21 protein-coding genes are annotated in these 26580 nt (G+C 60.8%); 1 reads left to right on the top strand and 20 read right to left on the bottom strand.

The window, feature by feature from the left end; genetic code table 11:
- Positions 1–253: 253 nt before the first annotated feature.
- The 18 genes from GPK39_RS06615 to prfA form a co-directional block, all read right to left on the bottom strand.
- A complete protein-coding gene (locus GPK39_RS06615) occupies positions 254–1489 on the bottom strand; it encodes an LCP family protein (RefSeq protein ID WP_215674550.1) in 1236 nt (411 codons plus the stop codon).
- 12 nt (positions 1490–1501) lie between these two features.
- Positions 1502–2785, bottom strand: a complete 1284-nt coding sequence (murA, locus tag GPK39_RS06610) for a UDP-N-acetylglucosamine 1-carboxyvinyltransferase (RefSeq protein ID WP_215674548.1) — start codon at positions 2783–2785, stop codon at positions 1502–1504.
- A gap of 88 nt (positions 2786–2873) precedes the next feature.
- A complete protein-coding gene (gene atpC / locus GPK39_RS06605; RefSeq protein WP_006235718.1) occupies positions 2874–3266 on the bottom strand; it encodes an ATP synthase F1 subunit epsilon in 393 nt (130 codons plus the stop codon).
- A 3-nt stretch (positions 3267–3269) separates the two neighbouring features.
- Positions 3270–4724 carry a F0F1 ATP synthase subunit beta gene (gene atpD / locus GPK39_RS06600; RefSeq protein WP_006235717.1) on the bottom strand — a complete coding sequence of 485 codons (1455 nt, stop codon included), beginning with the start codon at positions 4722–4724 and terminating at the stop codon, positions 3270–3272.
- The gene (gene atpG, locus GPK39_RS06595) at positions 4724–5632 is read right to left on the bottom strand and encodes an ATP synthase F1 subunit gamma (RefSeq protein ID WP_215674546.1); all 909 of its coding nucleotides are present in this window, start codon (positions 5630–5632) and stop codon (positions 4724–4726) included. The genes atpD and atpG overlap by 1 nt, the downstream gene beginning before the upstream one ends.
- Before the next feature lie 5 nt (positions 5633–5637).
- On the bottom strand, positions 5638–7236 hold the full coding sequence (atpA, locus tag GPK39_RS06590) for a F0F1 ATP synthase subunit alpha (protein ID WP_215674544.1): 1599 nt from the start codon (positions 7234–7236) through the stop codon (positions 5638–5640).
- Complete coding sequence (locus GPK39_RS06585; protein ID WP_215674542.1) at positions 7236–7712, bottom strand: F0F1 ATP synthase subunit delta; 477 nt, start codon at positions 7710–7712, stop codon at positions 7236–7238. The genes atpA and GPK39_RS06585 overlap by 1 nt, the downstream gene beginning before the upstream one ends.
- Positions 7702–8304 carry a F0F1 ATP synthase subunit B gene (atpF, locus tag GPK39_RS06580; protein WP_006235712.1) on the bottom strand — a complete coding sequence of 201 codons (603 nt, stop codon included), beginning with the start codon at positions 8302–8304 and terminating at the stop codon, positions 7702–7704. Before atpF ends, GPK39_RS06585 begins: the two co-directional genes overlap by 11 nt.
- A 15-nt stretch (positions 8305–8319) precedes the next feature.
- Entirely contained in the window at positions 8320–8514 is a 195-nt protein-coding gene (locus GPK39_RS06575; RefSeq protein WP_022094262.1) for an ATP synthase subunit c family protein, read from the bottom strand.
- 123 nt (positions 8515–8637) lie between these two features.
- Positions 8638–9441, bottom strand: coding sequence for a F0F1 ATP synthase subunit A (atpB, locus tag GPK39_RS06570; RefSeq protein WP_022094263.1), 804 nt, complete (start codon positions 9439–9441; stop codon positions 8638–8640).
- A 3-nt stretch (positions 9442–9444) separates the two neighbouring features.
- The gene (locus GPK39_RS06565) at positions 9445–9756 is read right to left on the bottom strand and encodes a hypothetical protein (RefSeq protein ID WP_022094264.1); all 312 of its coding nucleotides are present in this window, start codon (positions 9754–9756) and stop codon (positions 9445–9447) included.
- A 282-nt stretch (positions 9757–10038) separates the two neighbouring features.
- Positions 10039–10686 (bottom strand): uracil phosphoribosyltransferase, encoded by a 648-nt coding sequence (gene upp, locus GPK39_RS06560; protein WP_022094265.1) that lies wholly within the window; start codon positions 10684–10686, stop codon positions 10039–10041.
- Positions 10687–10809: 123 nt separating this feature from the next.
- Positions 10810–12351 (bottom strand): glycerol kinase GlpK, encoded by a 1542-nt coding sequence (gene glpK, locus GPK39_RS06555; RefSeq protein ID WP_215674540.1) that lies wholly within the window; start codon positions 12349–12351, stop codon positions 10810–10812.
- A gap of 13 nt (positions 12352–12364) precedes the next feature.
- Entirely contained in the window at positions 12365–13108 is a 744-nt protein-coding gene (locus tag GPK39_RS06550) for an L-threonylcarbamoyladenylate synthase (protein ID WP_215674538.1), read from the bottom strand.
- Between the two features lie 148 nt (positions 13109–13256).
- On the bottom strand, positions 13257–13559 hold the full coding sequence (locus tag GPK39_RS06545; RefSeq protein ID WP_006235701.1) for a helix-turn-helix domain-containing protein: 303 nt from the start codon (positions 13557–13559) through the stop codon (positions 13257–13259).
- Positions 13546–13941 (bottom strand): type II toxin-antitoxin system RelE/ParE family toxin, encoded by a 396-nt coding sequence (locus tag GPK39_RS06540; protein ID WP_022094268.1) that lies wholly within the window; start codon positions 13939–13941, stop codon positions 13546–13548. Before GPK39_RS06540 ends, GPK39_RS06545 begins: the two co-directional genes overlap by 14 nt.
- Before the next feature lie 75 nt (positions 13942–14016).
- On the bottom strand, positions 14017–15267 hold the full coding sequence (locus GPK39_RS06535; RefSeq protein WP_055310131.1) for a N5-glutamine methyltransferase family protein: 1251 nt from the start codon (positions 15265–15267) through the stop codon (positions 14017–14019).
- Positions 15268–15901: 634 nt separating this feature from the next.
- Positions 15902–16969: a peptide chain release factor 1 gene (gene prfA / locus GPK39_RS06530; protein WP_138375237.1), complete on the bottom strand. Its 1068-nt coding sequence runs from the start codon at positions 16967–16969 to the stop codon at positions 15902–15904.
- A 508-nt stretch (positions 16970–17477) separates the two neighbouring features.
- Here prfA and GPK39_RS06525 point away from each other — a divergent pair.
- The gene (locus GPK39_RS06525; RefSeq protein ID WP_158567811.1) at positions 17478–17636 is read left to right on the top strand and encodes a hypothetical protein; all 159 of its coding nucleotides are present in this window, start codon (positions 17478–17480) and stop codon (positions 17634–17636) included.
- 81 nt (positions 17637–17717) lie between these two features.
- On the opposite strand, the gene GPK39_RS06520 is transcribed toward GPK39_RS06525, so the two are convergent.
- The gene (locus GPK39_RS06520) at positions 17718–24824 is read right to left on the bottom strand and encodes a Spy0128 family protein (protein ID WP_215674536.1); all 7107 of its coding nucleotides are present in this window, start codon (positions 24822–24824) and stop codon (positions 17718–17720) included.
- A 297-nt stretch (positions 24825–25121) separates the two neighbouring features.
- Positions 25122–26549 carry a M20/M25/M40 family metallo-hydrolase gene (locus GPK39_RS06515; protein ID WP_215674534.1) on the bottom strand — a complete coding sequence of 476 codons (1428 nt, stop codon included), beginning with the start codon at positions 26547–26549 and terminating at the stop codon, positions 25122–25124.
- Between the last annotated feature and the right edge of the window lie 31 nt (positions 26550–26580).

Here is a 26580-nt window from a genome sequence, read left to right as displayed (position 1 = left end):
GCGATATACGCCGTGATGCGCGACCGGGTGCCCTACCGGGAGTAGCCCCGACGGTTGACAAAACTATAGGAACACCCAACGACTAACGTCGCAGGTTGAGGACGGGCAGCGAGCGGGTCGCATTTGAGACAAGGTGACGTGAAACGAAAGGGCGCTGACCTTCTGGTCGCGCCCTTGAAGTTGAACGTCAGATTGTCCAAATGCGGCCCGCGCAGCGTCAAGCGGTTATGCGGTTTGGTAAAACCGCATAACTCTAATAGTTGGCTTCGTAGCCGTTGCCGTCGCCGGTGGGCTCTTCGTAGTAGTCCGAATCGCTCGAATCGTTTGAGTCATCGGAATCGTCAGAGCTGACCGATGAGGTTGCGGTACCGTTTGCGTAGTCGTCAGACGTGTTGTTGTTCAGGTCGCCGATCGTAGAGCTGGAACCGTCGGAAAGACCCATGGTGTTGGGACCCTTGGGATCCTTGCCGGCATCGACGCGCTCCATCATTTCCTTGAGCTCGTCCTCGTAGACAAAGACGTAGCTCACACCGTCGATCATGGTGCTGTCGTCGGCATACGAGGGCAGGTTGGCCGAGTAGATACCGTCGACATCCATACCGCGCATGGCGTTGACCGTAGCCACGATATCCTGAACGCTCATATCGGTTACGAGCATATCGGACAGCGAATTAACCAGGCCGAAGATCTTCGTGGCATCGAAGTTATTGAGAATCTGGTTGGCAAGGGCGCCGAGCACCTGACGCTGGTGGCGCATGCGCGTGTAATCGCCGTCGGCATAGGTGTAGCGGCAGCGGGCATAGGTAAGGGCGGTGGCACCGTCCATATGCTGCTGGCCAGCGGTAATCTTAATATCCAGGTGCTCGGGGTCGTCAACATCATCGGTTGCGTTAATGTCGATACCGCCAACCGAATCAATCAGCGCCTGCATACCGTCGAAGCTGACCTCGGCATAGTGGGAAATCTGAACACCGCACAGCTCGTTGACCGCCTCGACCATGGCCTCGGCGCCGCCAACGGTATGGCAGGCGTTGATCTTCATGGTCTCGCCCTTGTACTCGACCTTGGTGTCGCGCGGAACAGAAATGAGCGTCGCCTGCTTTTGCGTGGGGTCGATGCGTGCCAGGATAATCGAGTCGGCACGATACGTATCCTCGCCCGGACGGCCGTCGGTGCCAAGAAGCAGCACGTAGAACGGATCCTTTGCCTCATCGGTGTCAACCAGAACCCGACGCAGATTGTCGGTAATGACATTAGAATCGCCGAGCTTGCCCATGATGGTGGCAAACCACAGGCCGGCAGCGGTAGTGGCACTCAGCAGCACGCCAAGCACGACAATGAGCGCGACGTGACGAATCGTGTGGCTACGACGACGTTGACGAGCGCGCTCGGAATAGCGAGCCACGTTATCGCGACTGTAGATCTTGGCCTGCGCACCAGTTGAGGGTCTTCGGGCGGTGGTATCCGCGAGGGGCTTTTTATTAAACATAGGCAACCTGTATTAGTAGATGACGGGATCGGGGACGGTAGCATGCTCGACATGCGCGCCGAGCGCCTGCAGCTTTTCGACAAACTGCTCGTAGCCGCGCTTGATGTGATGAATAGCCGAAACCTCGGTCGTCCCGTCGGCGATCAAGCCCGCTACGACGAGGGCCGCTCCGCCACGCAGATCGGGCGAGGTAACCTGTGCACCCGAGAAGCCCTTGACGCCATGAATCATGGCATGATGGCTCTCGATACGAATGTCGGCACCCATGCGCACCAGCTCAGAGGCAAACATAAAGCGATTCTCGAAGATGTTTTCGGTAATAACGGAACTGCCATCAGCAAGGGCGGAGAGTACCATAATCTGTGCCTGCATGTCCGTCGGGAAGCCGGGGAACGGAAGCGTCTGGATGTCGACCGGCTTGATACGCTCGGCACGGTTCACATGGACGCCATCCTCGACGCGCTCGCAGTCGATACCCATGAGCTCCATCTTCTTGAGCACCATGCCCAAGTGAATGGGGCAAAAGCCCGTGACATCGATACCGCGATCGTCGGCCATCAACGCACCGGCAACGATAAAGGTACCGGCCTCGATTCGGTCGCCCACTACGCGATGGGTAACAGGATGCAACTCTTCCACGCCCTCGATGGTCACGACAGGCGTGCCGGCGCCGACAATCTTAGCGCCCATCTCGTTGAGCATGTTGGCGAGATCGACGATCTCGGGCTCGCGGGCGGCATTGTCGATAACCGTGGTGCCCTGCGCGCGCACGGATGCCATGATGAGGTTCTCGGTCGCACCGACGCTGGCGAACTCGAGCGTGACGGTGGTACCGCGCAGACCTTGGGGCGCATTAGCGTTGATGTAGCCGTGGGCGGTATCGAACTCAACGCCCAGGGCCTCAAGACCAAGAATGTGCATATCGATCTTGCGAGCACCCAGGTTGCAGCCGCCCGGCATGGCGATCTTGGCGCGATGGAAGCGACCCAGCAGGGGTCCCATCACGGCTGTGGAAGCACGCATCTTGGCAACGAGCTCGTAGGGGGCCTCCCAAGAATCGACCTGAGAGGTATCAATCTCGAGCGTGTGCTCGTCAAGGACATCGATTGTGGCGCCCATACCCTTGAGCACCTTGCCCATCACGTGGACATCGGAAATATCGGGCACGTTCTGCAGCGTCGTCTTGCCCGGCGCCAGAAGCGTTGCCGCCATGAGTTTGAGCGCGGAGTTCTTGGCGCCCGAAACGGGCACGGAGCCTCCGATGGCGTGGCCACCCTCAACGCGGATAATATCCAAGGTCTACCCTTTCAAAAAGCATGCCCGGGATGGCTGGGCCATCCCGGGCATGATGTGTTCGCAAATGGTCGAACGCTAAATCGTTTGACTATTGGGCAAGCTTGAGCTTACACCATGCGATTTCATTATAGAGGTAGGCGCGGCGTGCATCATCCTCCGACAAATTACCCAGCTTCTCTTCAAAACCTTGAATATCAGCTTTAAGCTTGTCGGCATCGACGGTCGCCAAATCGCAAGCGCGCTCGGCGAGAACGGTCACGACATCGTCCGCAACCTGGGCATAGCCGCCGGCCACGGCAAACGTGTGGTCGACAGTGCCCATGGCCTTATCGGAAACGCGAACGTAACCGCGGTCGATCGTGCAGATCTCGCTGGAGTGAGCAGGCAGAACGCCAAACTCGCCATCCGTGGACGGAATCGACACAAACGCAGCGTCGCCCTCATAGGCGCAGCTCACGGGGCACACGATGCGGATACGCATAACCTACTTCTCCCCCATCTTGCGGGCGCGCTCGCGCACGTCCTCAATCGTGGAAGCATAGCGGAAAGCCTGCTCGGGCAGGTCATCGGCCTTGCCGTCGACAATCTCGGCGAAGGAGCGGACGGTATCCTCGACGCGGACGTAGACACCGGGGTTGCCGGTGAACTTCTCGGCGACGTGGAAGGACTGCGAGAGGAACTGCTGGATCTTACGGGCACGGTTGACCGTAAGGCGCTGCTCCTCGGACAGCTCGTCCATACCCAGGATGGCGATGATGTCCTGAAGGTCGGAGTACTCCTGCAGGAGCTCCTGGACCTTGACGGCGACACGGTAGTGCTCCTCGCCGACGATCGAGGGATCGAGAGCGTCGGAGGAAGACGCGAGCGGGTCGATAGCCGGGAACAGGCCGAGCGACGAAATACTACGCGAAAGAACCGTGGTGGCATCGAGGTGCGTAAACGTCGTGGCAGGCGCCGGGTCGGTCAGGTCGTCTGCGGGGACGTAGACAGCCTGGACGGAGGTAATGGAGCCCGTCTTGGTCGAGGTAATGCGCTCCTGGAGGTCGCCCATCTCGGTTGCCAGCGTGGGCTGGTAACCAACGGCGGACGGCATACGGCCCAGCAGTGCGGAAACCTCGGAACCTGCCTGGGAGAAGCGGAAGATGTTGTCAATGAACAGCAGAACGTCCTGGCCACGATCACGGAAATACTCAGCGGTGGTAAGGCCGGCCAGACCGATGCGCAGACGCGCTCCGGGCGGCTCGTTCATCTGACCATAGACCAAGCAGGTCTTGTCGATAACGCCAGACTCGCTCATCTCGAGGAACAGGTCGGTGCCCTCGCGGGTACGCTCGCCGACGCCGGTGAACACCGAGGTGCCGCCGTGCTCCTGGGCGAGGTTGTTGATGAGCTCCTGAATCAGAACGGTCTTGCCGACGCCGGCGCCGCCGAACAGACCTGTCTTGCCGCCGCGGATGTAGGGCTCGAGCAGGTCGACGGCCTTGATGCCGGTCTCGAAGATCTCGGTCTTGGTGGTGAGCTCGTCGAAACGGGGCGCTGCATGGTGGATGGGGTAGAACTCCTCCACCTCGGGCATGGGCTTGCCGTCGACGGGCTTGCCCATGACGTTCCAAATGCGGCCGAGCGTCTTGGGACCAACGGGCATCTTCATGGGCTCACCGGTATCGGTGGCGATGAGGCCGCGCTGCAGGCCGTCGGTCGAGGACATGGCGACCGTGCGGACGACGCCGCCCGGAAGCTGGCTCTCGACCTCGAGGATCGTGCTCAGGTGACCGATCGGGGTCTCGGCCTCGACCGTGAGCGCGTTGTAGATCGGGGGCACCGCGCCGTCAAACTTGACGTCGACGACAGGGCCGATGATTCGCACGATGCGACCATCACCGGCAGTCGTCTTCTTGGTGGCTTCCTCGACCGCAAGCTTTACGGTGTTATTAGCCATTACTGTTCCTCCAATGCTGAGGCTCCGCCGACGATCTCGTTAATCTCGGTCGTGATCGAAGCCTGGCGCACGCGACTATACGTGCGGGTAAGGGTCGAGATGATCGCGGTGGCGTTTTCCGTCGCGGAGTGCATGGCCTTGCGGCGTGCACCCTGCTCGGCAGCCGCCGAATCGATCAGGGCCTGGTAGATGACCGTCAGGATATAAGACGGCACAAGCTTGCCGAGAACATGCTCGGGAGAGGGCACGAACTCGAACGTGGACGAGATGCGCTTAGGGGCGTCGGTCTCGTTCTTACGCGGACCGTGGGCCATAGCGATCATCTCGGGGTCGAGCGGCAACAGATGCTCGACGCGAAGCTCCTGATCCACGCGGTTCTTGGCGTGGTGGTAGACAAGCTCGACACGGTCAAGCTCACCGGCACGATACGCATCGCAGATATGAGAGGAGATCATGCGGGCCTGATTGAAATCGGGCTCAGAGGAGTTGCCCTCAAAGTGCATGACGACGTTTGCGCGGTCACGGAAATACGTGGCCGGCTTACGCCCGCACGCGATGATCTCGCACTCGATGCCGTCGTTCGCCCAAGAAGCGTCGAGCTTTTCGGCCGTGCGCTCCACCGTCGTATTGAAACCGCCGGCAAGGCCGCGGTCCGAGGCAATAACGACAATCAGGCCATGCTTGACGTTCTCATGCTTCTGCAGCATGGGATCGGTGCCCGAACAGGAAGCGTCGCCGGCGACCGTCAACATGACGTCGGTCAGCGCCTCCTTATAGGGCTCGGCCTGCTTGGAGCGATCGAGGGCACGACGGATCTTGGCCGTAGAGACCATCTCCATCGTGCGCGTGATCTGCTTGGTCGTGGTAACCGAGGAGATTCGCTTCTTAATGTCGCGAAGGTTGGCCATGGGGCTTAGTTCTCCTCTGATCCAGAAACATCCGAATGGTGCTTGGCCATGAACTGCTGCTTGAAGTCGCCGATGACGCGCAAGAGCTCAGCCTTGGTGTCATCATCGATCTTCTTGGCGCGAACCTTGTCGAGCAGCGAGCCAAAGCCATTGTCCATGTACTCGATGAGCTCGGCGCGGAAAGGCAGCACGTCGGCGATCTCCAGGTCATCCAGGAAGCCCTCGTTGCCAGCGAACAGCGTAACGATCTGCTCGCCAACCTCAAACGGCTTGTAGCGCGGCTGCTTAAGGAGCTCGATCATGCGGGCACCATGGGTCAGCTGCTTCTGAGTAGCCTCGTCGAGGTCGGAGCCAAACTGGGTAAAGCCAGCGAGCTCCTGATAGGAAGCGAGATCCAGACGGAGGTTGCCGGCGACCTGCTTCATGGCCTTGGTCTGCGCATCGCCACCGACGCGGGACACGGAGATGCCCACGTCGACTGCCGGGCGCTGGCCCTGGAAGAAGAGCTCGGACTGCAGGTAGATCTGACCATCGGTAATGGAAATGACGTTGGTCGGAATGTAGGCCGAGACGTCGCCGTCCTGGGTCTCGATGATCGGCAGTGCCGTCATGGAGCCGTAACCGTTCTTCTTGGACATCTTGACGGCACGCTCGAGCAGACGAGAGTGCAGGTAGAAGATGTCGCCAGGATAGGCCTCGCGTCCGGGCGGACGATGCAGCGTCAGCGACATCTGACGGTAGGCCACAGCCTGCTTGGACAGGTCATCGTAGATGACGAGCACGTGGCCGCCGGGGTTGGTCTCGCTGGCGGGCTTGCCGTCCTCGCCGTTGTACATGAAGAACTCGCCGATAGCGGCACCGGCCATAGGCGCGATGTACTGCATAGGGGCGGAATCGGCAGCGGTGGCCGAAACGATGATGGTGTAGTCGAGCGCACCGTGCTGAGCGAGGGTCTCGCGGATGTTGGCAACCGTGGAGGCCTTCTGGCCGATGGCGACATAGATGCAGACCATGCCCTTGCCGCGCTGATTGAGGATAGCGTCGATGGCAATGGCGGTCTTACCGGTCTTACGGTCGCCGATGATGAGCTCACGCTGACCGCGGCCGATAGGCACCATGGAGTCGATGGCCAACAGGCCGGTCTGAACCGGCTCGCACACCGGGGTACGGTCGATGACACCGGGGGCCTTGAACTCGATGGGGCGACGATGCGTGGCGACGATGTCGCCCAGGCCGTCGATGGGCTGGCCGAGCGGATTGACGACGCGGCCGAGCATGGCACGGCTCACGGGGATATCCATAATGCGGCCAGTGGTGCGGCACTCGTCGCCTTCCTTGATGGAGTCGACGGCACCGAACAGAACGGCGCCGACCTCGTCACGGTCAAGGTTCTGGGCAAGGCCGAAGACGGTCTCACCGGTATCGGAGCTCTTGAACTCCAGAAGCTCGCCTGCCATGGCGCTCTTGAGGCCGGAGACGCGCGCGATGCCGTCGCCTACCTCGTCGACCGTTGAAACCTCATGCGTATCGACCGTCGCGGAGAGGCTCGTGAGCTGCTCCTGCAGTTTCTTGGCGATATCCTGGGCATTGAGGGTTTCGGACATTAGGCTTCACCTCCGTACGAATTAGCAGAGTTTGCGAGGGTCTCCTGCGCGATGCGCAGCTGCGTCTTGACGGAAATGTCACGACGCTCGCCGCGGGCCTCGAGCACCAGGCCGCCCACAATAGACGGGTCGACCTGCTCGATAAGGAATACTTTGCGGCCGAAGTCCTGCTCGCATTTCTTAGTGATGGTTTGACGCAGCTCGTCGTCGAGCGAGATCGCCGTGGTGACGGTCACGCCCACTACATCCTCGTCTTCCTCGGCAACATACTTAAAGGCAGCTGCCACCTTGGGAAGAAGGTCGAGCTGGTCGCGCTTGGACATGGTGTCGAGCACGGCGATGATCTCGGGGCTGGCAGAAGCCAGGCGCTCGATCATCTCGAGGTCCTCGAACACATGGTTCTCGGCCTTGGCGGCTTCCAAAAGGGAACGCGCGTAGGTCTCGAGCACCTTGTCCTGATAGCGGCTAGTCGGCATTCAGGCTACCTGCTTCCTGGATGTAGCGCTCGATGAGCTTCTTCTGCTCGGCATCGTCCTCGAGTGCCTCGCCCACGATCTTGGTGGCGACGGCAACGGACAGGTCGGCGATGGAGCTCGCGGCACCGGCGTAGATGGACTTGCGCTCGTCCTCGACGGTCGTATGGGCCTTGGCGATAATCTCCTCGGCCTCCTTGTGAGCAGCCTCGATGATACGGGCGCGCTCGGACTCGGCGTCCTTGCGGGCCTCGAGAACGATGTCGGCAGCCTGACGACGGGCGTCGGTGACGATCGAGTCGGACTCAGCGCGCTTGGCGATAGCCTCCTGCTTGGTCTTCTCGGCCTCGTCGAGGCTCTCCTCGATCTTCTTGCCGCGCTCCTCCATGGTTTTCATGATGCCCGGCAGGGCGACCTTGGCCAGCACGATCCAGATAATCAGGAAGGCGATAAGCGCCGGGATGAACTCCGCCATCTTAGGGATGAGGATGTCCGCACCGGCAGCGCCGTCCTCAGCGAACGCGGAAACCGGCATGAGCAGCGCGGCCGCGGACGCGGAGAGTGCGATCGCGCTCTTCTGGGATGAAAGATTCATACTTGACGCTCCGTGCTATTTAACGATCAGCGCGACAACGAAGCCGATCAGAGCCAGAGCCTCGCCGAAGGCGGAGCCCATGATGAAGACGGTGAACACGCGGCCCTGGACCTCAGGCTGACGGGCCATAGCACCCGTAGCACCCAGAGCAGACAGGCCGATAGCAAGACCAGCGCCGATAACACCGAGACCGTAACCGATAACTCCCACGATTCCTCCTTTGTCGTGCGTGTCTTATTTCACGCAGGATAACCTTTTTATAACTGCCGGGCTCCATGGGTACGGGCACCGGCGGTTTAACGAATTACCTTACCTTAAGGCGCGAACGGAAGACTACTCCTCCTCCGCGACCTCCTCTGCCTCGGAGACATACACGGCGGTAAGGACCGTGAAGACGTAAGCCTGGATGGCGCCGACCACAAGCTCGATCGCATAGATCAGGATGAGGATGGCAAGCCAGGCCAGCGAAGGCAGGGCGCCGACGGCGTGGGCCGCGGAAACCTGCTGAAGCAGCGGCTGCATGAACATGCTCGCCATGATGGCGAACGAGCCCATGACCACGTGTCCTGCGAACATGTTGCAGAACAGACGGACGGCGAGCGTGATGAGGCGCAGGAAGGTCGAGAAAAGCTCGACGACCCACACGAGCACGTTCATCGGGAAGCTCACGCCCTGCGGGGCGAGGCTCTTGATGTAGCCGATCACGCCGTGAGCCTTGCATCCGTAGTAGATGAAGTACACGAAGGCGAAGATGGCGAGCGCGGCGGTGGAGCCGATTGCGCCGGTGCCGGGCTTCATTCCCGGGATCAGGCCGATCATGTTATTGATCAGGATGAACAGGAAAAGCGAGCACAGGAACGGGAAGTGCTTCTTCCAGTTCTCACCCACGACGCCCTTGCCGATATCGTTCTCGACGTACTCGATGATGTACTCGAAACCGTTGACGAAGAAGCCCTTGGGAACCAGGGTCTGCTTCTTCTTGAACACGGCCAGGACGATCAGGAGCACGATCGTGGAGACGATCAGCCAAAACGAGTACTGCGTGATGCCGCAGCTCAGATCGCCCACGACAGGGGTGGAGCTGAACTCGCTGACCAGATGATTAATCTCATCAGGCAGCTTTTCAAAAATTTCCACGACTTACCTTTCGACCTCATGAGGATCTCGCAGCGCCTTGGCGACGCGAACCGTGCAGGCGGCCATAAAGGCCACGAAGCCGATCGCCTCGCCCAGGAGGAACATGCGAAATGCCTCTCCGAACAACACAAACACAACCAAGGTAAAGACGAGCAGGGCGATTGCCGAGACCGCCAGACTCACCATACCCTTAAGCATGTCCGCATTCTGTTTATCGTCAAGAACCGGCTTGAGCGTAAAGACAAAGGGAAGGAAGGCAATTGCGCCCGCGATGGCGCCTGCAACGATAGCGAGCAGATCGGCTATCTGAAACATTGGCGTCCTCACTTTCCTTTTTTAACGCCTCACAGAACAGTTCCCGCCAAACATTGGTGACTATTGTACGAGCCAATCGCTAAAGTACAACCGAAAAAGCATCGGTTAATACGCACCTGTTCGTTTTCTTAAGACCTTCTTTATGCCGCAGGTACGGTAATACGTTTTTCTCGAACCCTGCAGGGCAAAACGTCCGTTAACAGGAGTGCGCGCGGTCGCCTTTTGTTCGACCGCGCGCACCGTTTCTTCGTATTTGCAGCCGCGGCCGTCTTAGCCCAGCGACTAGAGCGTGCCGAAGATGCGGTCGCCGGCGTCGCCGAGGCCGGGAACGATGTAGGCGGCCTCGTTGAGATGGTCGTCGATGGCGCACGTATAAATATGTACGTCGGGGTCCTTTTCGGTCAGTGACTTGAGGCCCTCGGGCGCGGCGACGATGCACAGCATGCGGATATCCTTGACACCGCGCTCGCGCAGGTAGCTGATGGCCATCTCGGCCGAACCGCCCGTGGCGAGCATGGGGTCGACGACCAGGCAGATGCGCTGGTCGATATCCTTGGGCATCTTGCAGTAATACTCGTGCGGCTCGTGGGTGACCTCGTCGCGCTCCATGCCGATGTGGCCCACGCGAGCGGAGGGCACCAGGTCGAGGATACCGTCGACCATGCCAAGGCCCGCACGCAGGATGGGCACGATGGCGAGTTTCTTGCCGGCAAGCTGTTTGAACGTGGCAGTAGTGATGGGGGTCTCGACCTCGACGTCTTCCATAGGCAGGTCGCGCATGGCCTCGTAGCCGTCAAAAAGCGCGAGTTCGCGCACGAGCTGACGGAACTGGTTGGTGCCGGTGTTTTTGTCGCGCAGGATCGACAGCTTGTGCTGGACGAGCGGATGATCGACAAGCGTCACACGGGACGCATCGTAGGTGACGGTCATGGGTTGATTGCCCCTTTCGTTGCAGCCGCAAAACGGCCTTGCTGACAAGGCGCGCAGCAATGTTGCCGCCGCACGCCATGCATAAGTTTAGCGGTTTGTTGTATCGAGCAGCCCATCGCAGCCCTACTGTGCGGTACTGAGCGAGCGCTTGACTGCATCACGCCAGCCCGCAAGGTTTTGCTCGCGACGCTCGGCGGACATATGGGGAAGGAAGGTCCTAACGATCTGGGCATTTTGCTCCAGCTCTTCAAGGTCTTCCCAATAGCCGACGGCAAGACCCGCCAAGTACGCGGCACCGATTGCCGTGGTCTCCACCGTCTCGCATTGCAGCACGGGGATATCCAGCAGGTCGGCCTGGAATTGCATGATGAACTCGTTGCGTGAGGCGCCGCCATCGACGGACAGGCGCTCAATCGAAAGTCCCACGTCCTGCTCCATGGCGCGCAGCACGTCATAACTCTGGTAGGCCATGGACTCGCAGGCCGCACGCACAATGGTCGCGCGACTCGAGGCACCGGTCAGTCCGCACACGATACCGCGGGCACGCGGGTCCCACCAGGGAGCGCCCAGGCCAGCGAAGGCGGGGACGATGTAGCAGCCCTCGTTGTCGTTGATCGAAGCGGCGAGTTGCGCGGACTCGCTCACACTCGAGATGATGCCCATGTTGTTGCGCAGCCAGTTCATGGTTGAGCCGGCGGCAAAGATAGAACCCTCGAGCGCATAGCTGATCTTGCCGTCCGCGGCGATACCGATCGTGGAGACCAGACCGTTCTTGGATTCGACGACCTCGTCGCCGGTGTTCATGAGCATAAAGCAACCCGTGCCATAGGTGTTTTTGGTCTGGCCGGGATGGAAGCAGCAGTGGCCGAACAGCGACGCCTGCTGATCGCCCGCCACGCCCATGATGGGCGGCATGTTGGTCATGATATCGCTCGCGACGCGGCCGTAGTCGCCCGAACTCCAACGAACCTCGGGCATCATGGAACGTGGAACGTCAAAGAGCGCCAGCAGGTCGTCGTCCCAATCGAGCGTATGGATATTAAAGAGCGCCGTGCGGCTGGCATTGGTGTAGTCGGTGGCAAAGACCTGACTGCCGGTGAGGTTGTAGATGAGCCAGGTGTCGATGGTGCCGAACATGAGGTCGCCCGCCGCCGCGCTCTCACGCGCACCGTCGACGTTGTCGAGGATCCACTGCACCTTGGAAGCCGAGAAATACGGATCGAGCGTGAGTCCCGTGCGGGAGCGCACCAGCTCTTCTGCGCCCCGCTCGACCAGCTCGTCGATCAGAGGTGCGGTGCGACGGCATTGCCACACGATGGCGTTATAGATGGGTTGGCCGCTTATGCGGTCCCACACCACCGTGGTCTCGCGCTGGTTGGAGATACCGATGGCGGCGATGCGGTCAGAATGGATGCCGCTCTTAAACTGGACCTCCATCATCACGCCGATCTGGCTGGCAAGCACCTCCATGGGGTCTTGCTCTATCCAACCGGGACGCGGGAAGCTGGTTTTGACGCTACGACGTGCCTGCGCGACGATGCAGCCGTACTCGTCGACGATGGTCGCAAGTACCGAGGTGGTGCCGCAGTCGAGCGCCATGATGTAGGAACCGCCAAAGTTAAACGAGGCATCTTCCATGCCCAGGCTGCCCAGATTCAACGACATCGCTTACACCTTTCTATTGCATCGGGTCGGACAGGACCCGTTCGATCTCTGATGCGGGAAGTGCGCCTTGGCGCAGGATCTGGAGCCCGCCGTGCTGGAACGACACGATGGTCGAGGCGTCGCGACACGGGGTCTCGCCGGCGTCGACGGCAACATCGACCCCCTCCAGGATGCGACCTTCGACGGCGGCAAAGCTTGCCGGCGAGGGCGCGCCGTGTGTGTTGGCGCTCGTGCAGGCAAGGGGACTGCCGCAGGCGCGGATGAGCGCTTGGACCACGGGAGAGGCCGAAGCGCGCAGGGCCACGGTGTCGTCGGCAGCACGCATAAAGGTCGGCACGCAGGGAGCCGCCTTGACCACGATAGTCAGGGCTCCCGGCCAGCATCGTCGCGCGAGCACGCGGGCATCTTCCGGGATATCCACGCCATAGCGGTCGAGTGCCTCGACGCCATCGACCAGCCAGGCGACCGTTTGGGTGAGTTCACGTTGCTTGAGAGTGAAGATACGGCGGTAGCCGGTACCGAGCGCAGGGACCGCGGCGCCATTGACGGCAGCCTGCGGATCGCGCGGCCACGATGGGAATTCGCCTGTATCTTGGGGCACGGCGTCCGAGAAGGCGTTGACTGCCACGGCAACGCCATAGACGGTCTCGGTCGGAATCAGCGCCAGGCCGCCGCGGCCGAGCACCTCGGCCGTACGCTCGACGGCAAGCCGATGCGGCTCACGCGCTCCCTCGAATACCCGATAGACCGTCTGCATGTGTATGCCAGCCCCTTACGCTCTGGTGCAAGTTTGTTTACTGAGGGGCATTCTCGCACGAAACGTTCAACCTATTTGCCCAGAGCGCATGTTGGTTTGGTGAGCGGCTCTTGTAGTCGGTGAAAGTGAGGGGGTTAATTGAAGATTTTTAGCGCGCAAGCGTAACGGTACGATCGGGAAACTCGATGCTTGCAACCAGTTTTCCGCCGAGGCTCTCTGCGTACCTGCTCAGCGTGTCAAGCCTCATCGAACCCAATTCCCCACGCTCGAGCTCGGATACACGTTTTTGAGAAACGCCCATCGACTGGGCGACCGACGCCTGTGTTAGATCTTTTAACCTGCGAATCTGAGCAAGCTTATAGGCTTCGATACGATCGCGAGTCCTCTCCTGCTCGGCGGTAATGGAGTCGCGTGTTATCCCGCGAGATTCCATATACTCATGCAGTTCCATCTCGATCGAGCCTCCTTACGTGGCGACGGTATATTTGCTCGGCCCTTGGAATGTTGATCGCATACCAACCGTTCCATTTTGCCCTTGACGATCCCGCTCGCGACTTATCACCCGCCAATAGCAATACCGCCTGGCGCTTGGGGTCAAAGGCGAAGAGGATGCGAATCACCTGCCCACCACACGACGTCACTCTCAGCTCCTTTAAATGATGAAGCTTCGAGCCCTTTACGCGGTCAACCAGCGGACGACCAAGGCTGGGACCTTCCTTCTCGAGCACCAAAAGGTCTGCATAAATCTGCTTCAGCGTAGCTTCATCCTGCTCATCAAGCCAAGGTTCAATGTAATCAAGCACGATACGGTACCGATGCAGCTGATTTGACATACCTTTCTCCTTCTATAGTAGAAGTTTTACGGTATATTGCAAGGACAAACTTGCGCAAATGTCTATTTATTCAGCTTAAATACGCTGTTTGGGCTCGGTGACGATGGCTCGAACGATGCGGGGACGATCGGTGAGGTCGTGGACGATACGCACGTCCGAAAGGCCTGCCTGGCGACAGAGCTCGGCCGCGGCATCGAGGGCGCCCTCGTAGAGCTCGCAGGCAAACAGGCCGCCGGCGCGCAGCATGTAAGGCGCCGCATTGAGCAGGCGGCGGAAGATGTCCAGGCCGTCGGCACCGCCCTCGAGCGCCAAGTCGGGCTCAAAGTCCTTGACCTCGTGCGGCAGCGAGCGCATGACGCCGGTCGGGATGTAGGGCGGGTTGGAAACGAGCACGTCGAAGGTGCCCCACTCTTCGCGGGGAATGGAGCTCACCAGGTTGGTGAGACTAAAGGCAACCTCATCTGCCGTGAGGCCGAGCGCGTCGCGGTTTTTGGTGGCCAGATCGATGGCGCGCGGCTCGATATCGGTGGCGGTGCAGGTAACGTGGCCGCGGCGCTCCCAGGCAAGGGAGAGCGAGATGCAACCCGTGCCGCAGCCGACCTCGAGAACGCGGGCGATACGGGGCTCGGCTGGGGCAGGCGCAGCGGCATCCTGAGCCGAAGCCGTCTCCTGGCCGGCACCCTCGATGGCGATGCCGTATTCGTCGAGCTCGGGCTCGGCGGCTTCCGCGGCTTCGGCTTCTGCTGCCTGCGCGGCGGCTTCCTCGGCCTCGCGGTCGGCCAGCTCCTCGGCATAGGCGCGGCTGCCCAATACGTCGCCGCCTAGCGCCGCCTCATCGGCAGCCGTCAGGTTAGCGGCACGGCGCTCGGCGGCCGCGCGTTCGTCTGCCAGCGCGGCCTCGGCCTTGCGTGCCTCCTCGACCTCATCGTTCCAAGGCAGCTCCACGCGCTGACGGGCAGCAGCCTCGGGGCTCAGCACCTCGGCATCCAGATAATTGAGGACTTCCTCGACGAGCATCTCGGTCTCGGGGCGCGGAATGAGCACGCCGGGGGCGCACGCGACGTCGATCATGCGAAACTGCGTGCTGCCGGTGATGTACTGCAGCGGTTCACCTTTAGCGCGACGAACAACGGCCGCGTGCATGGTCTCGAGCTGAGCCGCGTTAAGCGTCTCGTCCATGCGCATATATAAGTCGATGCGTGCCAAACCCGTGGCAGCGCAGAGCAGCCACTCGGCAGAAAGACGGGGGTGCTCCTCGCCGCGCTCGGCCAGGTACTCCTTGGTCCACTCGAGACAACGCTTGATGGTCCAAATCTCGTTTGCCATGGGGCCCTCCCCTCTTAAGCGCCGGACGGCGCGCGAATGTCGGAGCAGATTGTACGCGAGGCCAGCGCTTGGCAAGGGACGATTGAAGGCGATTATCGAGAATCAGCCCAGATTTTTGCTTGGAACCTGCCTGAAGTGCTCATTCGTCGACGTCAAAATCTGCATTCGTCAAGCTTTTGGCAAGGTTGACCCAAAACTGACCAATATCTAACCAAGAACTTGCCAAATCACTTGACGTGCGACGCATCAAAAAATGCACTGCGACTTCTTGAACGATTTTTTGAGCATTATTTTCAATAGCAGATAAATGCCGCTAATTTCTTTGAGCAGGTAGCCGGCTTCATGGCCATCAAAGCCGATTGAATAACATCTCAAAGCAATGTGCCCAACCTAGTCATTTAAGAACGTCCCCAATGACTACCTCTAAGGCGCCGCAGGTTGAGCATACCGCATCCGGAGCAAGGCAACGCCGCATGTAGAGGACGGACAGCGAGCGACGTCCAGAGCGAACAAGTTGGCATGAAAAAGGCAAGGTATAGACCTTCTGGTCATGCCTTGCCTTTTGAATGACAAATTGTCGCTCTGGGCGGCGCGCAGCGTCGAGCAGTTACGGCGTTTGGTAAAACGCCGTAACTTAAACGGCCTGCGCTAGCTTCTCGGCTCGCTCGGCGGCGGCGAGCGCCTCGATGACGGTGCCGAGCTGATCGCCCAGAAGGACGCCGTTGTAGGTGGAGTTGAAACCGATGCGGTGATCGGTCACGCGGTCCTGGGGCTGGTTGTAGGTACGGATCTTCTCGGAACGGTTGCCGTGGCCGATCTGGCTCTGGCGCTCAGCACCAAGCTCTGCCTGCTGCTTCTCGAGCTCCATCTCGTACAGACGAGCACGCAGCATCTGCATGCAGACCTCGCGGTTCTGAATCTGGGAGCGCTGCTCCTGCGACTGCACCACGGTGTTGGTGGGCAAGTGGGTGATGCGCACGGCGGAGTAGGTAGTGTTAACGCACTGACCGCCAGGGCCGGAGGCGCAGTAGGTGTCGATGCGCAGGTCGGACTGGTTGATCTGGACGTCAATTTCCTCGGCCTCGGGAAGTACGGCGACGGTAGCCGTGGAGGTCTGAATGCGGCCCTGGGACTCGGTCTTGGGAACGCGCTGGACGCGATGCACGCCGGACTCGAACTTCATGACGGAGTAGACGCGGTCGCCCTCGACCTTGAACTCGATGGACTTAAAGCCGCCGGCCTCGCTGGGGCTGGAATCGAGCACGGTGGTCTTCCAGCCGCGCGATTCGCAGAAGCGCTGGTACATCTTGTACAAGTCGCCGGCGAAGATGGCTGCCTCGTCGCCACCGGCGGCGGAGCGAATCTCGACGATGGTGTTCTTGTCGTCGTTGGGGTCACTCGGGATGAGCATGTACTTGATGTCTTCCTCGAGCTGGGGAAGCTTTTCCTCGTTCTCGGAGATGTCCATCTGGAGCATCTCCTTCTCGTCCGCATCGCTGGTGTCGCGGAGCATCTCCTTGGCGGCCTCGATGTCATCGAGCGCGCCGATGTACTCGCGCGAGGCAGCGATGAGGTCGGACTGGTGTGCGTACTCCTTGTTGAGACGCGTGAACTCCTTGATGTCGGAGGCGACGGCCGGGTCGGAAAGCTTCTTCTCGAGCTCCTCGTAGGCCTTAATGATCTTTTCGAGCTTGTCGCGCATGGCGGGACTCCTTTATGTGCGTGAAGGCGAAAATCGGCAGAGTTGATGGGGCGCGCGGCGCCACTGCGGGGGTAAGCCCAGCTAGAACATGTCGATCTTCAGATACATGCGCATCCCTTCGCGTATGAGGTACATAGTTGCGGTCTAACCCATACATGATAGCGTGCGCAGGCATGCCTGCATATAACCCGCACGGAATGCGACAAAGGGTCAGTCTCTTTCCTTGAATACAACTTCATCCGAACGCCTCCCGCATTCATCCGCACATATACGGATAAATTTGGGAATCCGATACCCTGAGGGCCGGATCGGCCGGCCCCGGGAGATCGGAGGACGCCATGTCCGGAAAGGGCGGGAAGGGCGCCGCGAGGGCGGTCCCGAGGACCCACGGCAGGCTCACCGGGTACGAGCGGGACACGGTCCAGAGGATGCTGAAGCGCAGGGTTCGCTCGGCCACTTCCTCGAGAGGTTCAAGGGCGTATCGACCCGCAGGCTCCACAGCGGCCTGATGTGGTTCAGATGGCTGCGCGAGGCCGCACGCGTCGGGGACAGGACGTCGCTCATGCGCGAGCAGCTCGACGACGGGCGCTACGAAAAGATCCGGAAGAAGATGATGGAGCCGGAGTACGAGTTCCATCTGGAGCCGGACGTGCAAACGGCGGGTTAACATAGCCTTTCACCAAAAAGGGCGAGCGGCCGCGCCCTGCGACCACCCGCCCTCAATCAAAGCCCTTCTCGGCCGCCGTAGCTACCGGTTCCGGCGCCGCAGGATAACGCCTGCGGCGATCAGCACCACCGCGCCGCCCGCGATGCCACCCAGGGCCATCGGCGACAAGCTGGTATCGCCCGTATACGGCAGACCCGGCTTCTCCTCCTTCGGCACCGGTGACTTGCTCGGCGGATTGGTGGGCGGCTCCGTCGGCGGGGTGGTCGGCGGCGTGTACGTGTTCTTGAACACCGGCGCCACGGCGCCGTCATAGGTTACCGTCGCCACCAGATGGCCCGCACCGTCGTCCGTCACCGTCACCGTTACCCGGTGCTCGGCCGCGTCGTACGTCACGTTCTTCTGACCGTCGTCCACCTCGGAGATGCTGTAGGCGTACGTTCCGGGCTTGTCGTACGAGATCGCCTCGAAGCCCACCGTGCCGTCCGCCGCGTTCTTTGCGGTCTGCAGCACCTTGCCGTCGGCATCCTTCAGCTGGAAGGAGAACTGCCCTTCCTTCAGGTCCTCGCCGCTCAGCACCTTGGAGGCCCCCAGCTTCACCTCAGTCGCGGCCGGCGCGTAACTGTTGCTGAACGCCACCGCATCCGCAGCCTTGCCGCCCTTGCTGTAGGCAACCTGCGCCTCCAGCGCGTGCGTCTCCGCATTCTCCGTCACCGTCACCGTCGCGGTAAAGACCGTCGTGTCGTAGGTGACGCCGTTCGCCGTCGCCCCTGCCCGCTCGGACACGGTGTAGACGTACGTCCCCACCTTGTCCAGCTGCAGCGGCGCGAAGCCGAACGTGCCGTCGGCGCCGTTCTGCACCGTCTGCACCACGTTACCGTCGGCGTCCTTCAGGTCGAAGAAGAACTCACCCTCGGCCAGGTCGCGGCCGGTCAGAGCCTTCGTTCCGGTAATCGTCGCCGTCGTTGCCGTCGGCGTGTAGGTGTTGGTGAAGGTCAGATCCGCAGCCGTCTTGTTCGCCGTCGCGGTCAGCTGGCCGCTGCCGTCATCGGTCACGTTCACCGTTACGTCCAGCACCGCATCGCTGTAAGTGATGGTGCCATCTTGGCCCGCAACCTCCTTCACCTGGTACGCATGCGAACCAGTTGCGGTGTACGAGATGGCCTTGAAGGTAAACGCTTTACCCACGTTCGTGGTCCGGTCGATCTCCTGCCCGGTGGCCACGTCAATCAGCGCGAATGTGAACTCGCCATCGGCGGGCGTCCGCGTGGTGGCCGGGTCGGCATTCTCAAGCACCTTGGTGCCAGAGATCTGGTAGGAGGTCTGACCCGGCTGGTAGCTGTTCGCAAACGTCATGGTATTGGGGGTGACGCCGTTCTCGGTGCCCTCGCTCGGTTTCACCGTAGAGCTCTCTACCACCAGCTTGCCGTCGTTGTTGTCCTTCACCACGTAGGTCAGGGTGTACGTCTTGCCGGTGTAGGTCACGCCCGGCACGCCCGGCGCGCCGTCCGTCGGCTGCACCTCACGGACCGTGAAGGGAAAGGTGCCCGCATGGTCGAAGGTCAGCTCGTTAAAGTAAACCTTGCCCTTGGCGTCGTTCTTCTGGGTCTGGAGCACCGTACCGTCAGACCCCACCAGCTCGAAGGCGAAGTCTCCCGCCTTTAGCTGATAGCTGCCGTCGTGCACGTCAACGCTCTTGGTGAGGGCGATCGCGCCGGAGTTCGTCGCCTTCGCCTTGTAGGTGTTGGTGAAGGTGGGCTTCGTGGCGTCCGCGCCGTCGTAGGCGACGCTCGCCTGCAGCGTGCCGGCATTGTCCACAACCGTCACCACGGCATGATGCACCGCGTCGTCGTAGGTCACGTAGGCCAGATCACCCTTCCGCTCCACGATAGTGTACTCGTACGTGCCCGGCTTCGCGTAGGAGAAGGCGTCGAAGTTAACACTTCCGTCCGCGCCGTTGGTCGCGGTCCGGACGGGCTTGGCCCCGGCAAGCTGCTCAGCAGTCATTTTGCCCTCGTACACATCGAAGGTAAACTCGCCGTCCTTGGGGACGATCGGCGTGTTGTCGTCCTTCTTCACATAGCTCTTCTGCGCACCAAGGGCCAGACCGGTCGCGGCCGGCTGGTAGGTGTTGGTGAAGGTATCCGAGCCGGATGCGCTCGTCACGATCGCCTTCGCATTCAGTGCTCCGTTCCCGCCGTCTGTGACCGTCACCGTATAGGTGAGGGTATGGTTGTCATAGACCATGCCCGGCTCCGCGCCCGGCTGCTCCACGATGGTGTAGGCGAAGGCCTTGCTCGCGGCGCCGCCCAGGTCGGCGAGCTCGAAGTCGCGCGTGAACTTCACCGTGCCATCGGCCTCGTTCTTCGCGGTGTCGAGCACCTTGCCGTCGGCGTCCTTCAGCTCGAACGTGTATTCGCCGCCCTTCAGCTTGGTGTCGTGCGTGAAGCCCGGCGCGACCGCAACGACCTTGGTCGCCGTCAGCTCCACGGATCCCTTTGCGGTGTAGGTGTTCGTGAAGGTGGGGGCATCGGCCTTGTCACCATCGTAGGCAACGGCGGCGTCCAGCTTGCCAGCTTTGTCCATGACCTTCACCGCGGCATGGTGCACCGCGTCGTCGAAGGTCACGTGGGACAGGTCGCCCTTCTTCTCCACGATGGTGTACTTGTACTCGCCGGCCTTGGTGTAGTTGATGGCCGGGAAGGTGACGGTGCCGTCCTCGCCGTTCTTGGCGCTCCGGATGGGTTGCTTGCCCTTCAGCTGCTCGGCCGTCAGATCGCCCTCGTACAGGTCGAAGGCGAACTCGCCGCCCTTGAGCGCAGCCGGCGTGCTGTCGGACTTCACATAGGCCTTCTTCGCCGCGAGCGTCACCGAGGTCTCGGCGGGCTGATACGTGTTCTTGAAGGTCGGGATATCGTTCTTGCCGTCGTAAGTGACGGTCGCCTTCGCCTTGTCGCCCTCCGCCTTCACCGAGACGTGAACCCTCACCTCCGTGGAATCGTAGGTGATGGTCGAATCGCTGCCAGCGACCTCCTTGAGCGTGTAGTCGTACTCGCCCAGGTTCAGGCCCTTGACGGTCAGCTTGACCTTGCCATTCTTATCGTTGGTGCCGCGAGCGTCCTCATTGCCGTCCTGGTCGTACAAGCCGAAGGTGAACGCATCGGCCGTCAGGTCCTTGCCCGCGAGAACTTTCGTGGCCTCAACGGTGACGTCCGCCGTCGGCTTCGTGTTGGTGAAGGTCGGCACGGCCTTCTCACCGTCGTAGGTGACGGTCGCCTTCAGCTCGCCCTTTTCGTCGGTGACCTTGACGTGGACCTTCACGCCCTTCGCGTCGTAGACGACGGTCGAGTCGGCGCCCTTCACCTCCTTGATGGTGTAGTCGTGGTCGCCCGGCGTAGCGTAGTCGATGGCTGCAAAGGCGACCTTGCCGTCCTTCTCGTTTTGGACAGTCTGGACCACGCTGCCGTCCCCGTCGAGCAGCTGGAACGTGAAGTCGTTCCCCGCGAGCTCGCCACCTGTGAAGCGCTTCGTCGCCTTGAGCGTTACCGAGGTCTCCTTCGGGCGGTACGTGTTCGTGATCACCGCAATCTGATCGTCGATCACCTGAGATGTGGCGGTGCCATCATCCTTATAGATCTGCTCCATTTTGACGACTGGCTCGGTCAGATTTCCCTTGCCGTCATCCTTCACCGTTACGGTCACTTTGTATTCGGCGCTGGAGTAGCTGACACCGCCCAGCCAACTGGGATCGCTCTTGGCGGGCGTAGTCTCGGCAATGTAGTAGGTGTACTCGCCAGGCTTCTCATACTTAATCTCTCCGAAGCTAAATTCTTCGGCGCTCGTAACGGTCTTCTCGACCTGCTTCATGCCGGCCACGGGCGCTGCCGTGGCACCATCAGGCATCGGCGTTCCATCGGCGGCGCGCAGGCAAAGCTCGAAGCTGTCGGCGCTAGTCCACTCACGGCCGGTGAACTTCTTCTTCGCCTTGATGCCTGTGAGCGTCACCGAAGACTTCACGCTGTAGCTGTTGGTGAACACCAGCTTGTTGGCTTCGGCCAACGTGCCGTCGGTATTTTGCTTCGCGATCTTACCGGTGACGCTATCGCCTGCGTCCTTCAGATCCGTGGCACCCTGCTTGCGGCCGGTCAGCTTATAGCCCGCGGGCATCTGGTCTGCGCCGGTCAGCTCCTGCACCGTGTACTCGTCGCCCTCGCTAAGACCGTACACGCGAATCGTCTCGTCGGCCTTGATGGTTTGCGAATAGCCGTTCGTCAGGTTGAACACGTTGCCGACCCGCCGCTCGCCCGCAGTCCCCGCCTTCTCGAACACCGCGGCCTTGTACGTCTTCCCCGCGGGCACGGTGAAATTGAAGGTGAACCCCGCGTCCTTATTGCCCGTCAGGCCATCGGGCACGTCAACCTTCTTCGTCACCTCGAGGCTCGCCTCGCGTTCGTTCGCCACGCGCACGCAGGTGGCGCCCGTGAACAGGGCATTCAGGTTCATGTCGCCCAGATCGGCGCGGGCGCCCTTCGCATTAGTGACACCAGGTTCATCCTGCGTGATGCCCATACGTATCCAGCCCGTCTCGGTCTCCAGGCGGTAGGGTTCGCCCGCCTTGGTGGGCCCATACTGGTAGATACGTCCGTTGGCGCCGTACTTGAGGTGTACCGTGTCGCCGGCACCGGCGGAATCGACATCGCTCCACGAAAGATTACCGCCATCGGTCACGCCATCCGATGTCTGCCGCATACCCTTGATCCACGTGAATGTGTTGTCGATGTCGCCCTCTGCGCCAAACTGGCCCAGACTCTTCATAAGCGTGCCCGGCCCCACGAACGTCGAGACGCCGTCATCGGCCGTACCAGCATCGGCATGGACGCCGTAATCGTCCACAATCACCTTGGTGAGCGTGTCGTTAAGCAGGAAGCCCTTGGGCGCCGAGACCTCCTTTAGGAAGTAGGCGCCCTTCACGAGCGGCTTGTTGCCGTCGCTCGTACACGGGAATATGCCCGCCCCTTCGAGCTGGATCGGGTTGCTGACCTGCCCCGTCGTCAAGGTGTCGTAGGGGATCTGGTCGCCGTTGAGCACGACTTTGCCGTTCGCGTCTGTTGTCACCTGACCGTCCGTGTACAAGCCGAACTTCGCGCCGTCTACGGGGTTGCCCTCGGTATCGGTCTTCTGCACGAACAGGCGGTTCTGGATGTTCGTGACGAGCAGGCTCGTGGCGAACTGCCGCTTAAAGTTCACCTGGTCACCGGGGAGGTCATCACTGAACACATGGACCGTGTTGTCCGTATTCGCGTCGGCGATGGAGCTCGCCGTTGTGTAGTAGATAGCCACCGCGTACTCGGCATTCTTGCGGGCATCACCGCTCAGCAAGTAGTAGTACTTGGAGATGTCACCGGGCAGATACGGAATCTCTACCTGGTACTGGCCGCTAGTGTTGAGCGTGAAGGCGTACAGGTCCTTCTTCGCCGCCTCGATGGCGCCGGCCATGCCCTGGGCGCCGGCGAGGGTATACCCCTTCGTCGGGTCGCCCGACACGGCGTGCCAGGCGTTCTTGCTTTTATCGCGCTTGAAAACTACTGCGAACAGGGTGCCGCGCTTCATATCAACAGTATTGCCTGGCTTCATCGAGTCATCGTCCGCCTGGTACACGGTCGACGGCGCGGTGATGGTCTCCTTCGAGCCGGCGAACGCACCGCTCTGCCAAACGGAGCTGTCCGCGTCCATACCGCCGCGGTTGATGATGACGCCGCCCGCGCGGTTCTCGTCGCTCGCGGGCACGTACTCGAACTGCATGCTACCGTCCGTTGCCGTGAGGCTCGAGCGGTGACCTTCGGGCACCTTTGTTTCCTTCAGGAGGTAGTACCGGCAATTATGGTCTTTACTATAAAGGTCATCGAAGTTGATAACGCCGTTGTCCACTTTATTCGTGAGCGTCAGTTGTCCATTCGCGTCCGTGGTGCCGGAGCCAAGTAGTTTTTCCGAATTAGTAGTCGTGTCAGCGAAGCTCTTGTCTGTCTTGTACAGCTCGAACTGAGCGCCCTCCACCAGACCGCCATCCTGGTCGAACTTGATAATGTCGGACTCGGGAACCGTCACGAGGTTGTACTTGAGCTTCATGTTGGAGTCGGTGGCGCCACGCTCCAAGTAGAAGAACTTGAGCGTGTGGCTGGTGTCGTTAGCGAAGGTGTTGCCAGTGAAGCCCGAAGTGCCCCGCCCCGCTTCCTGGAACTTTCTTAACAGCGTGCCGTTTGGGGAATCGTTAACCTTAATCTCGCCCGTTTGGAAGTCAATGGTCAGCTTAGCACTGGTGTGGATGCCGCCAATGTCGCCCACGAGGACATCGTCAATGAACACCCAGACGTCGTCGTCGCCGGCGAACTCAAAGGTCATGGGATCGCCAGCGTTCGTTTTGCCATCCGTCGGCTGCACGAAGCGCGATGACATGGAGAGGCCGAAATAATGGTTGAGGGGTTTGCCATCGTTATAATTCGAGTCGCCGTTGTTCGACGACGTAATGCCGTTCCGGACGAGGCAGCCGTTCTCCTCCTTGAATACCTTATCGGCCGCATCGAAGGGGAAGAACTGGCCTCCATTTTGAGAGCCAGCCCCCGCTTGCCCAACGCCGGCGACTTCGTAGACATCAAATGCATTCTTATTGACGTTGTACGCCGCGTAGTTCTTCGAGCTGTCATACTCGTAGTAGCCGCCCTTGGCCTGCAACAGACCCGTCACACCCATATGGGATATCTTGCCCGTCTGGGCGGAGGAATCAAACAGGTAGCCGAGGGATTCTCCGCCCCAGCTGTCGGTGAGTTTCGGGTAACCGCCGGTAAGAACGTTGTTCACGATACCGGAGCGAGGAGAGGAGCCGCCCGTATACCGGTTGAGATCATCACTGGCTCCCTGATCCTTGAACTTGAAGCGGTGGCCCTTGTTGATGCCGTCGGATCCACTGACCGACAGGTGATCCTCCGAATTCACCCAGTAATCAAACAGGTTGATTGTTGTCCCCGAAGGCGAAATCGTCGGAACCATGTGGTTCGGAAACGGAACCGTATGGTCCGAAACCTTCGCCTCCGCGCGGGTCGGCAGGAAGAAACTCGCCGTCAGCACGACGGCGAGGGCCAGAACAATCACATATGGCGAGACCGGGCGCAGCCCGCGACGACGGCCATAAGACATGACGGACCACCGCTCGCGCGGCCGGTGTTCACCAGGAAGTTCCCTGCTTAGACACCCCCCCCCGGTAGCATTATTCACGAGTCGAGACGTCGTCTCTCTGAGCTCCTGCATAATTTCCTCCCCAGTCACACGGCGACCTGCCCGGGTGCTCCCCGGGGGCCGAGGCAGTCTGGCACATGCCCGCAGTCGTTCAAGGAATACCAACCCCAGCATATGTCTCTTAAGATATCTTAGTCTTATTCTATGACAGTTTTTGTCTCATTACCGATGAAATCGGCTCAGTCCCTTTGTCGCATGCTAGAGCGTGTGGAGCAGGGCGATGAGGAAGCGGATGCCTTGGAGGTAGGCGCGACGGGTGATGCGCTCGTTGGTGCCGTGGACGCCGCGGCCGCATTCGTCATCGTCGACCACAAAGGCGGAGAAGCGGATGCACTCGTGGCAAATGCGCTGGTAGTTGGCGGCATCGGTTGCACCAATCACGGTCGAGGGCACGATGCTCATCGGCTCTTGGCCCACCGCAGACGATCCGTTTTCCTCCGTCGGCTTGGGATCACGGAAATAGCGGGCGGCGATGGAGCGAACCGCCTCGAGGCCGGGACCACCGATGCGCGGGGACGGCGAGGGTTCGGAGCTGCCGGGGCCTAGCTCCACTTCGACACGACCGGCAAGGTCCGCCCCGGCAACCGCCTCACGACAGCGCGCCACAACGTCGGCCACGCTCGTGCCCTCGAGCATGCGGAAGTTGATGTTGGCCCACATATCCTGCGGCATTACGTTGGCGCCGGTGCTGCCACCCTCGATCTGCGTGGGTGCGCAGGTGGTCGTCACCAGCGGATAGAGCTTCTTGCTGGCGAGGCAATCGCGGACAATGGCGCCCCCGTTGGCGGCAATTTCATCCGCCGTGTAGAGCCCCAGCTCGACGAGCTGGGCGGCAAGCAAGTCGGTCACGCGCGTCGGCCACTCGATATCGCAGATTGCGGTGATGGCACGGCTGAGCACCTCGAGCGACGTGCCGCCGTAGGGGTTAGAAGAATGTCCACCCTCACTCTTCGTCTTGAGCACGATATCGGCATAGCCCTTCTCCGCGAGGTCGGCGTGCATGAGCCAACCCTCGCCCGCGCTGTACTCGGCATCCGAAACGATGCGGTAGTCGCCCTCGTCGATCAGGAACTCGAGCTCAACACCGCGCTCCTCGAGCGCGCGGCCGATGGCGCCTGCGCCGTACTGCGTCGTCTCCTCGTCCTGGCCAAAGGCCAGGAGCAGCGTGCGCTCATGCTCCCAACCGTGCGCGAGCGCATACTCGACAGCCTCGAGAATGCCTGCGACCTGGTCCTTCATGTCGATCGCTCCACGGCCCCAGATGTAGGTGTCGTCCACGTGCCCGCTAAAGGGGTCGTGCGTCCAGTCGGCCTCGGTACCCGGCACCACGGGAACCACATCCATGTGGCCCATGAGCATAATGGGCTTGAGGTCAGGGTCGGAACCGCTAAGCGTCACCAATAGCGAGTGGTCGATCAGCTCGACCTCGCCCGCCGCGAACACGCGCGGCCACGCCTGCTGCATATAGGCGCGCAGGTCGTCGAAGGGCCGCCAGTCCACCGCCTCGGCATCCATGCTCGAGATGGTCGGAAACGACAGCACGCGGCCCAAGCGCTCGCACGCGCCCGCCTCGTCTATATCGGCAAAATCGTCCTCATGTGCAAAGAAACGCCAAACCTCGGCCATGACATCCTTTCGATTGTGACGACAAAGGCCG

Source organism: Collinsella aerofaciens (genome assembly GCF_018785245.1).
In the GTDB taxonomy this organism is placed as follows: Bacteria; Actinomycetota; Coriobacteriia; order Coriobacteriales; family Coriobacteriaceae; genus Collinsella; species Collinsella aerofaciens_AD.
Note: the sequence above shows the minus strand (reverse complement) of the source record. Positions and strands in the feature narration are given on the sequence as shown.

Excerpts from the sequence above, each read along its gene's own strand:
- GPK39_RS06520 (WP_215674536.1), bottom strand. The coding sequence starts at position 24,824 with ATGTCTTATGGCCGTCGTCGCGGGCTGCGCCCGGTCTCGCCATATGTG.
- prfA (WP_138375237.1), bottom strand. The coding sequence starts at position 16,969 with ATGCGCGACAAGCTCGAAAAGATCATTAAGGCCTACGAGGAGCTCGAG.
- atpA (WP_215674544.1), bottom strand. The coding sequence starts at position 7,236 with ATGTCCGAAACCCTCAATGCCCAGGATATCGCCAAGAAACTGCAGGAG.
- GPK39_RS06545 (WP_006235701.1), bottom strand. The coding sequence starts at position 13,559 with ATGGAACTGCATGAGTATATGGAATCTCGCGGGATAACACGCGACTCC.
- atpC (WP_006235718.1), bottom strand. The coding sequence starts at position 3,266 with ATGCGTATCCGCATCGTGTGCCCCGTGAGCTGCGCCTATGAGGGCGAC.
- GPK39_RS06585 (WP_215674542.1), bottom strand. The coding sequence starts at position 7,712 with ATGCCGACTAGCCGCTATCAGGACAAGGTGCTCGAGACCTACGCGCGT.
- upp (WP_022094265.1), bottom strand. The coding sequence starts at position 10,686 with ATGACCGTCACCTACGATGCGTCCCGTGTGACGCTTGTCGATCATCCG.
- GPK39_RS06540 (WP_022094268.1), bottom strand. The coding sequence starts at position 13,941 with ATGTCAAATCAGCTGCATCGGTACCGTATCGTGCTTGATTACATTGAA.
- GPK39_RS06565 (WP_022094264.1), bottom strand. The coding sequence starts at position 9,756 with ATGTTTCAGATAGCCGATCTGCTCGCTATCGTTGCAGGCGCCATCGCG.
- GPK39_RS06535 (WP_055310131.1), bottom strand. The coding sequence starts at position 15,267 with ATGGCAAACGAGATTTGGACCATCAAGCGTTGTCTCGAGTGGACCAAG.
- GPK39_RS06515 (WP_215674534.1), bottom strand. The coding sequence starts at position 26,549 with ATGGCCGAGGTTTGGCGTTTCTTTGCACATGAGGACGATTTTGCCGAT.
- atpD (WP_006235717.1), bottom strand. The coding sequence starts at position 4,724 with ATGGCTAATAACACCGTAAAGCTTGCGGTCGAGGAAGCCACCAAGAAG.
- GPK39_RS06550 (WP_215674538.1), bottom strand. The coding sequence starts at position 13,108 with ATGCAGACGGTCTATCGGGTATTCGAGGGAGCGCGTGAGCCGCATCGG.
- GPK39_RS06525 (WP_158567811.1), top strand. The coding sequence starts at position 17,478 with ATGTGGTTCAGATGGCTGCGCGAGGCCGCACGCGTCGGGGACAGGACG.
- atpG (WP_215674546.1), bottom strand. The coding sequence starts at position 5,632 with ATGGCCAACCTTCGCGACATTAAGAAGCGAATCTCCTCGGTTACCACG.
- atpF (WP_006235712.1), bottom strand. The coding sequence starts at position 8,304 with ATGAATCTTTCATCCCAGAAGAGCGCGATCGCACTCTCCGCGTCCGCG.
- glpK (WP_215674540.1), bottom strand. The coding sequence starts at position 12,351 with ATGTCGTTGAATCTGGGCAGCCTGGGCATGGAAGATGCCTCGTTTAAC.
- GPK39_RS06615 (WP_215674550.1), bottom strand. The coding sequence starts at position 1,489 with ATGTTTAATAAAAAGCCCCTCGCGGATACCACCGCCCGAAGACCCTCA.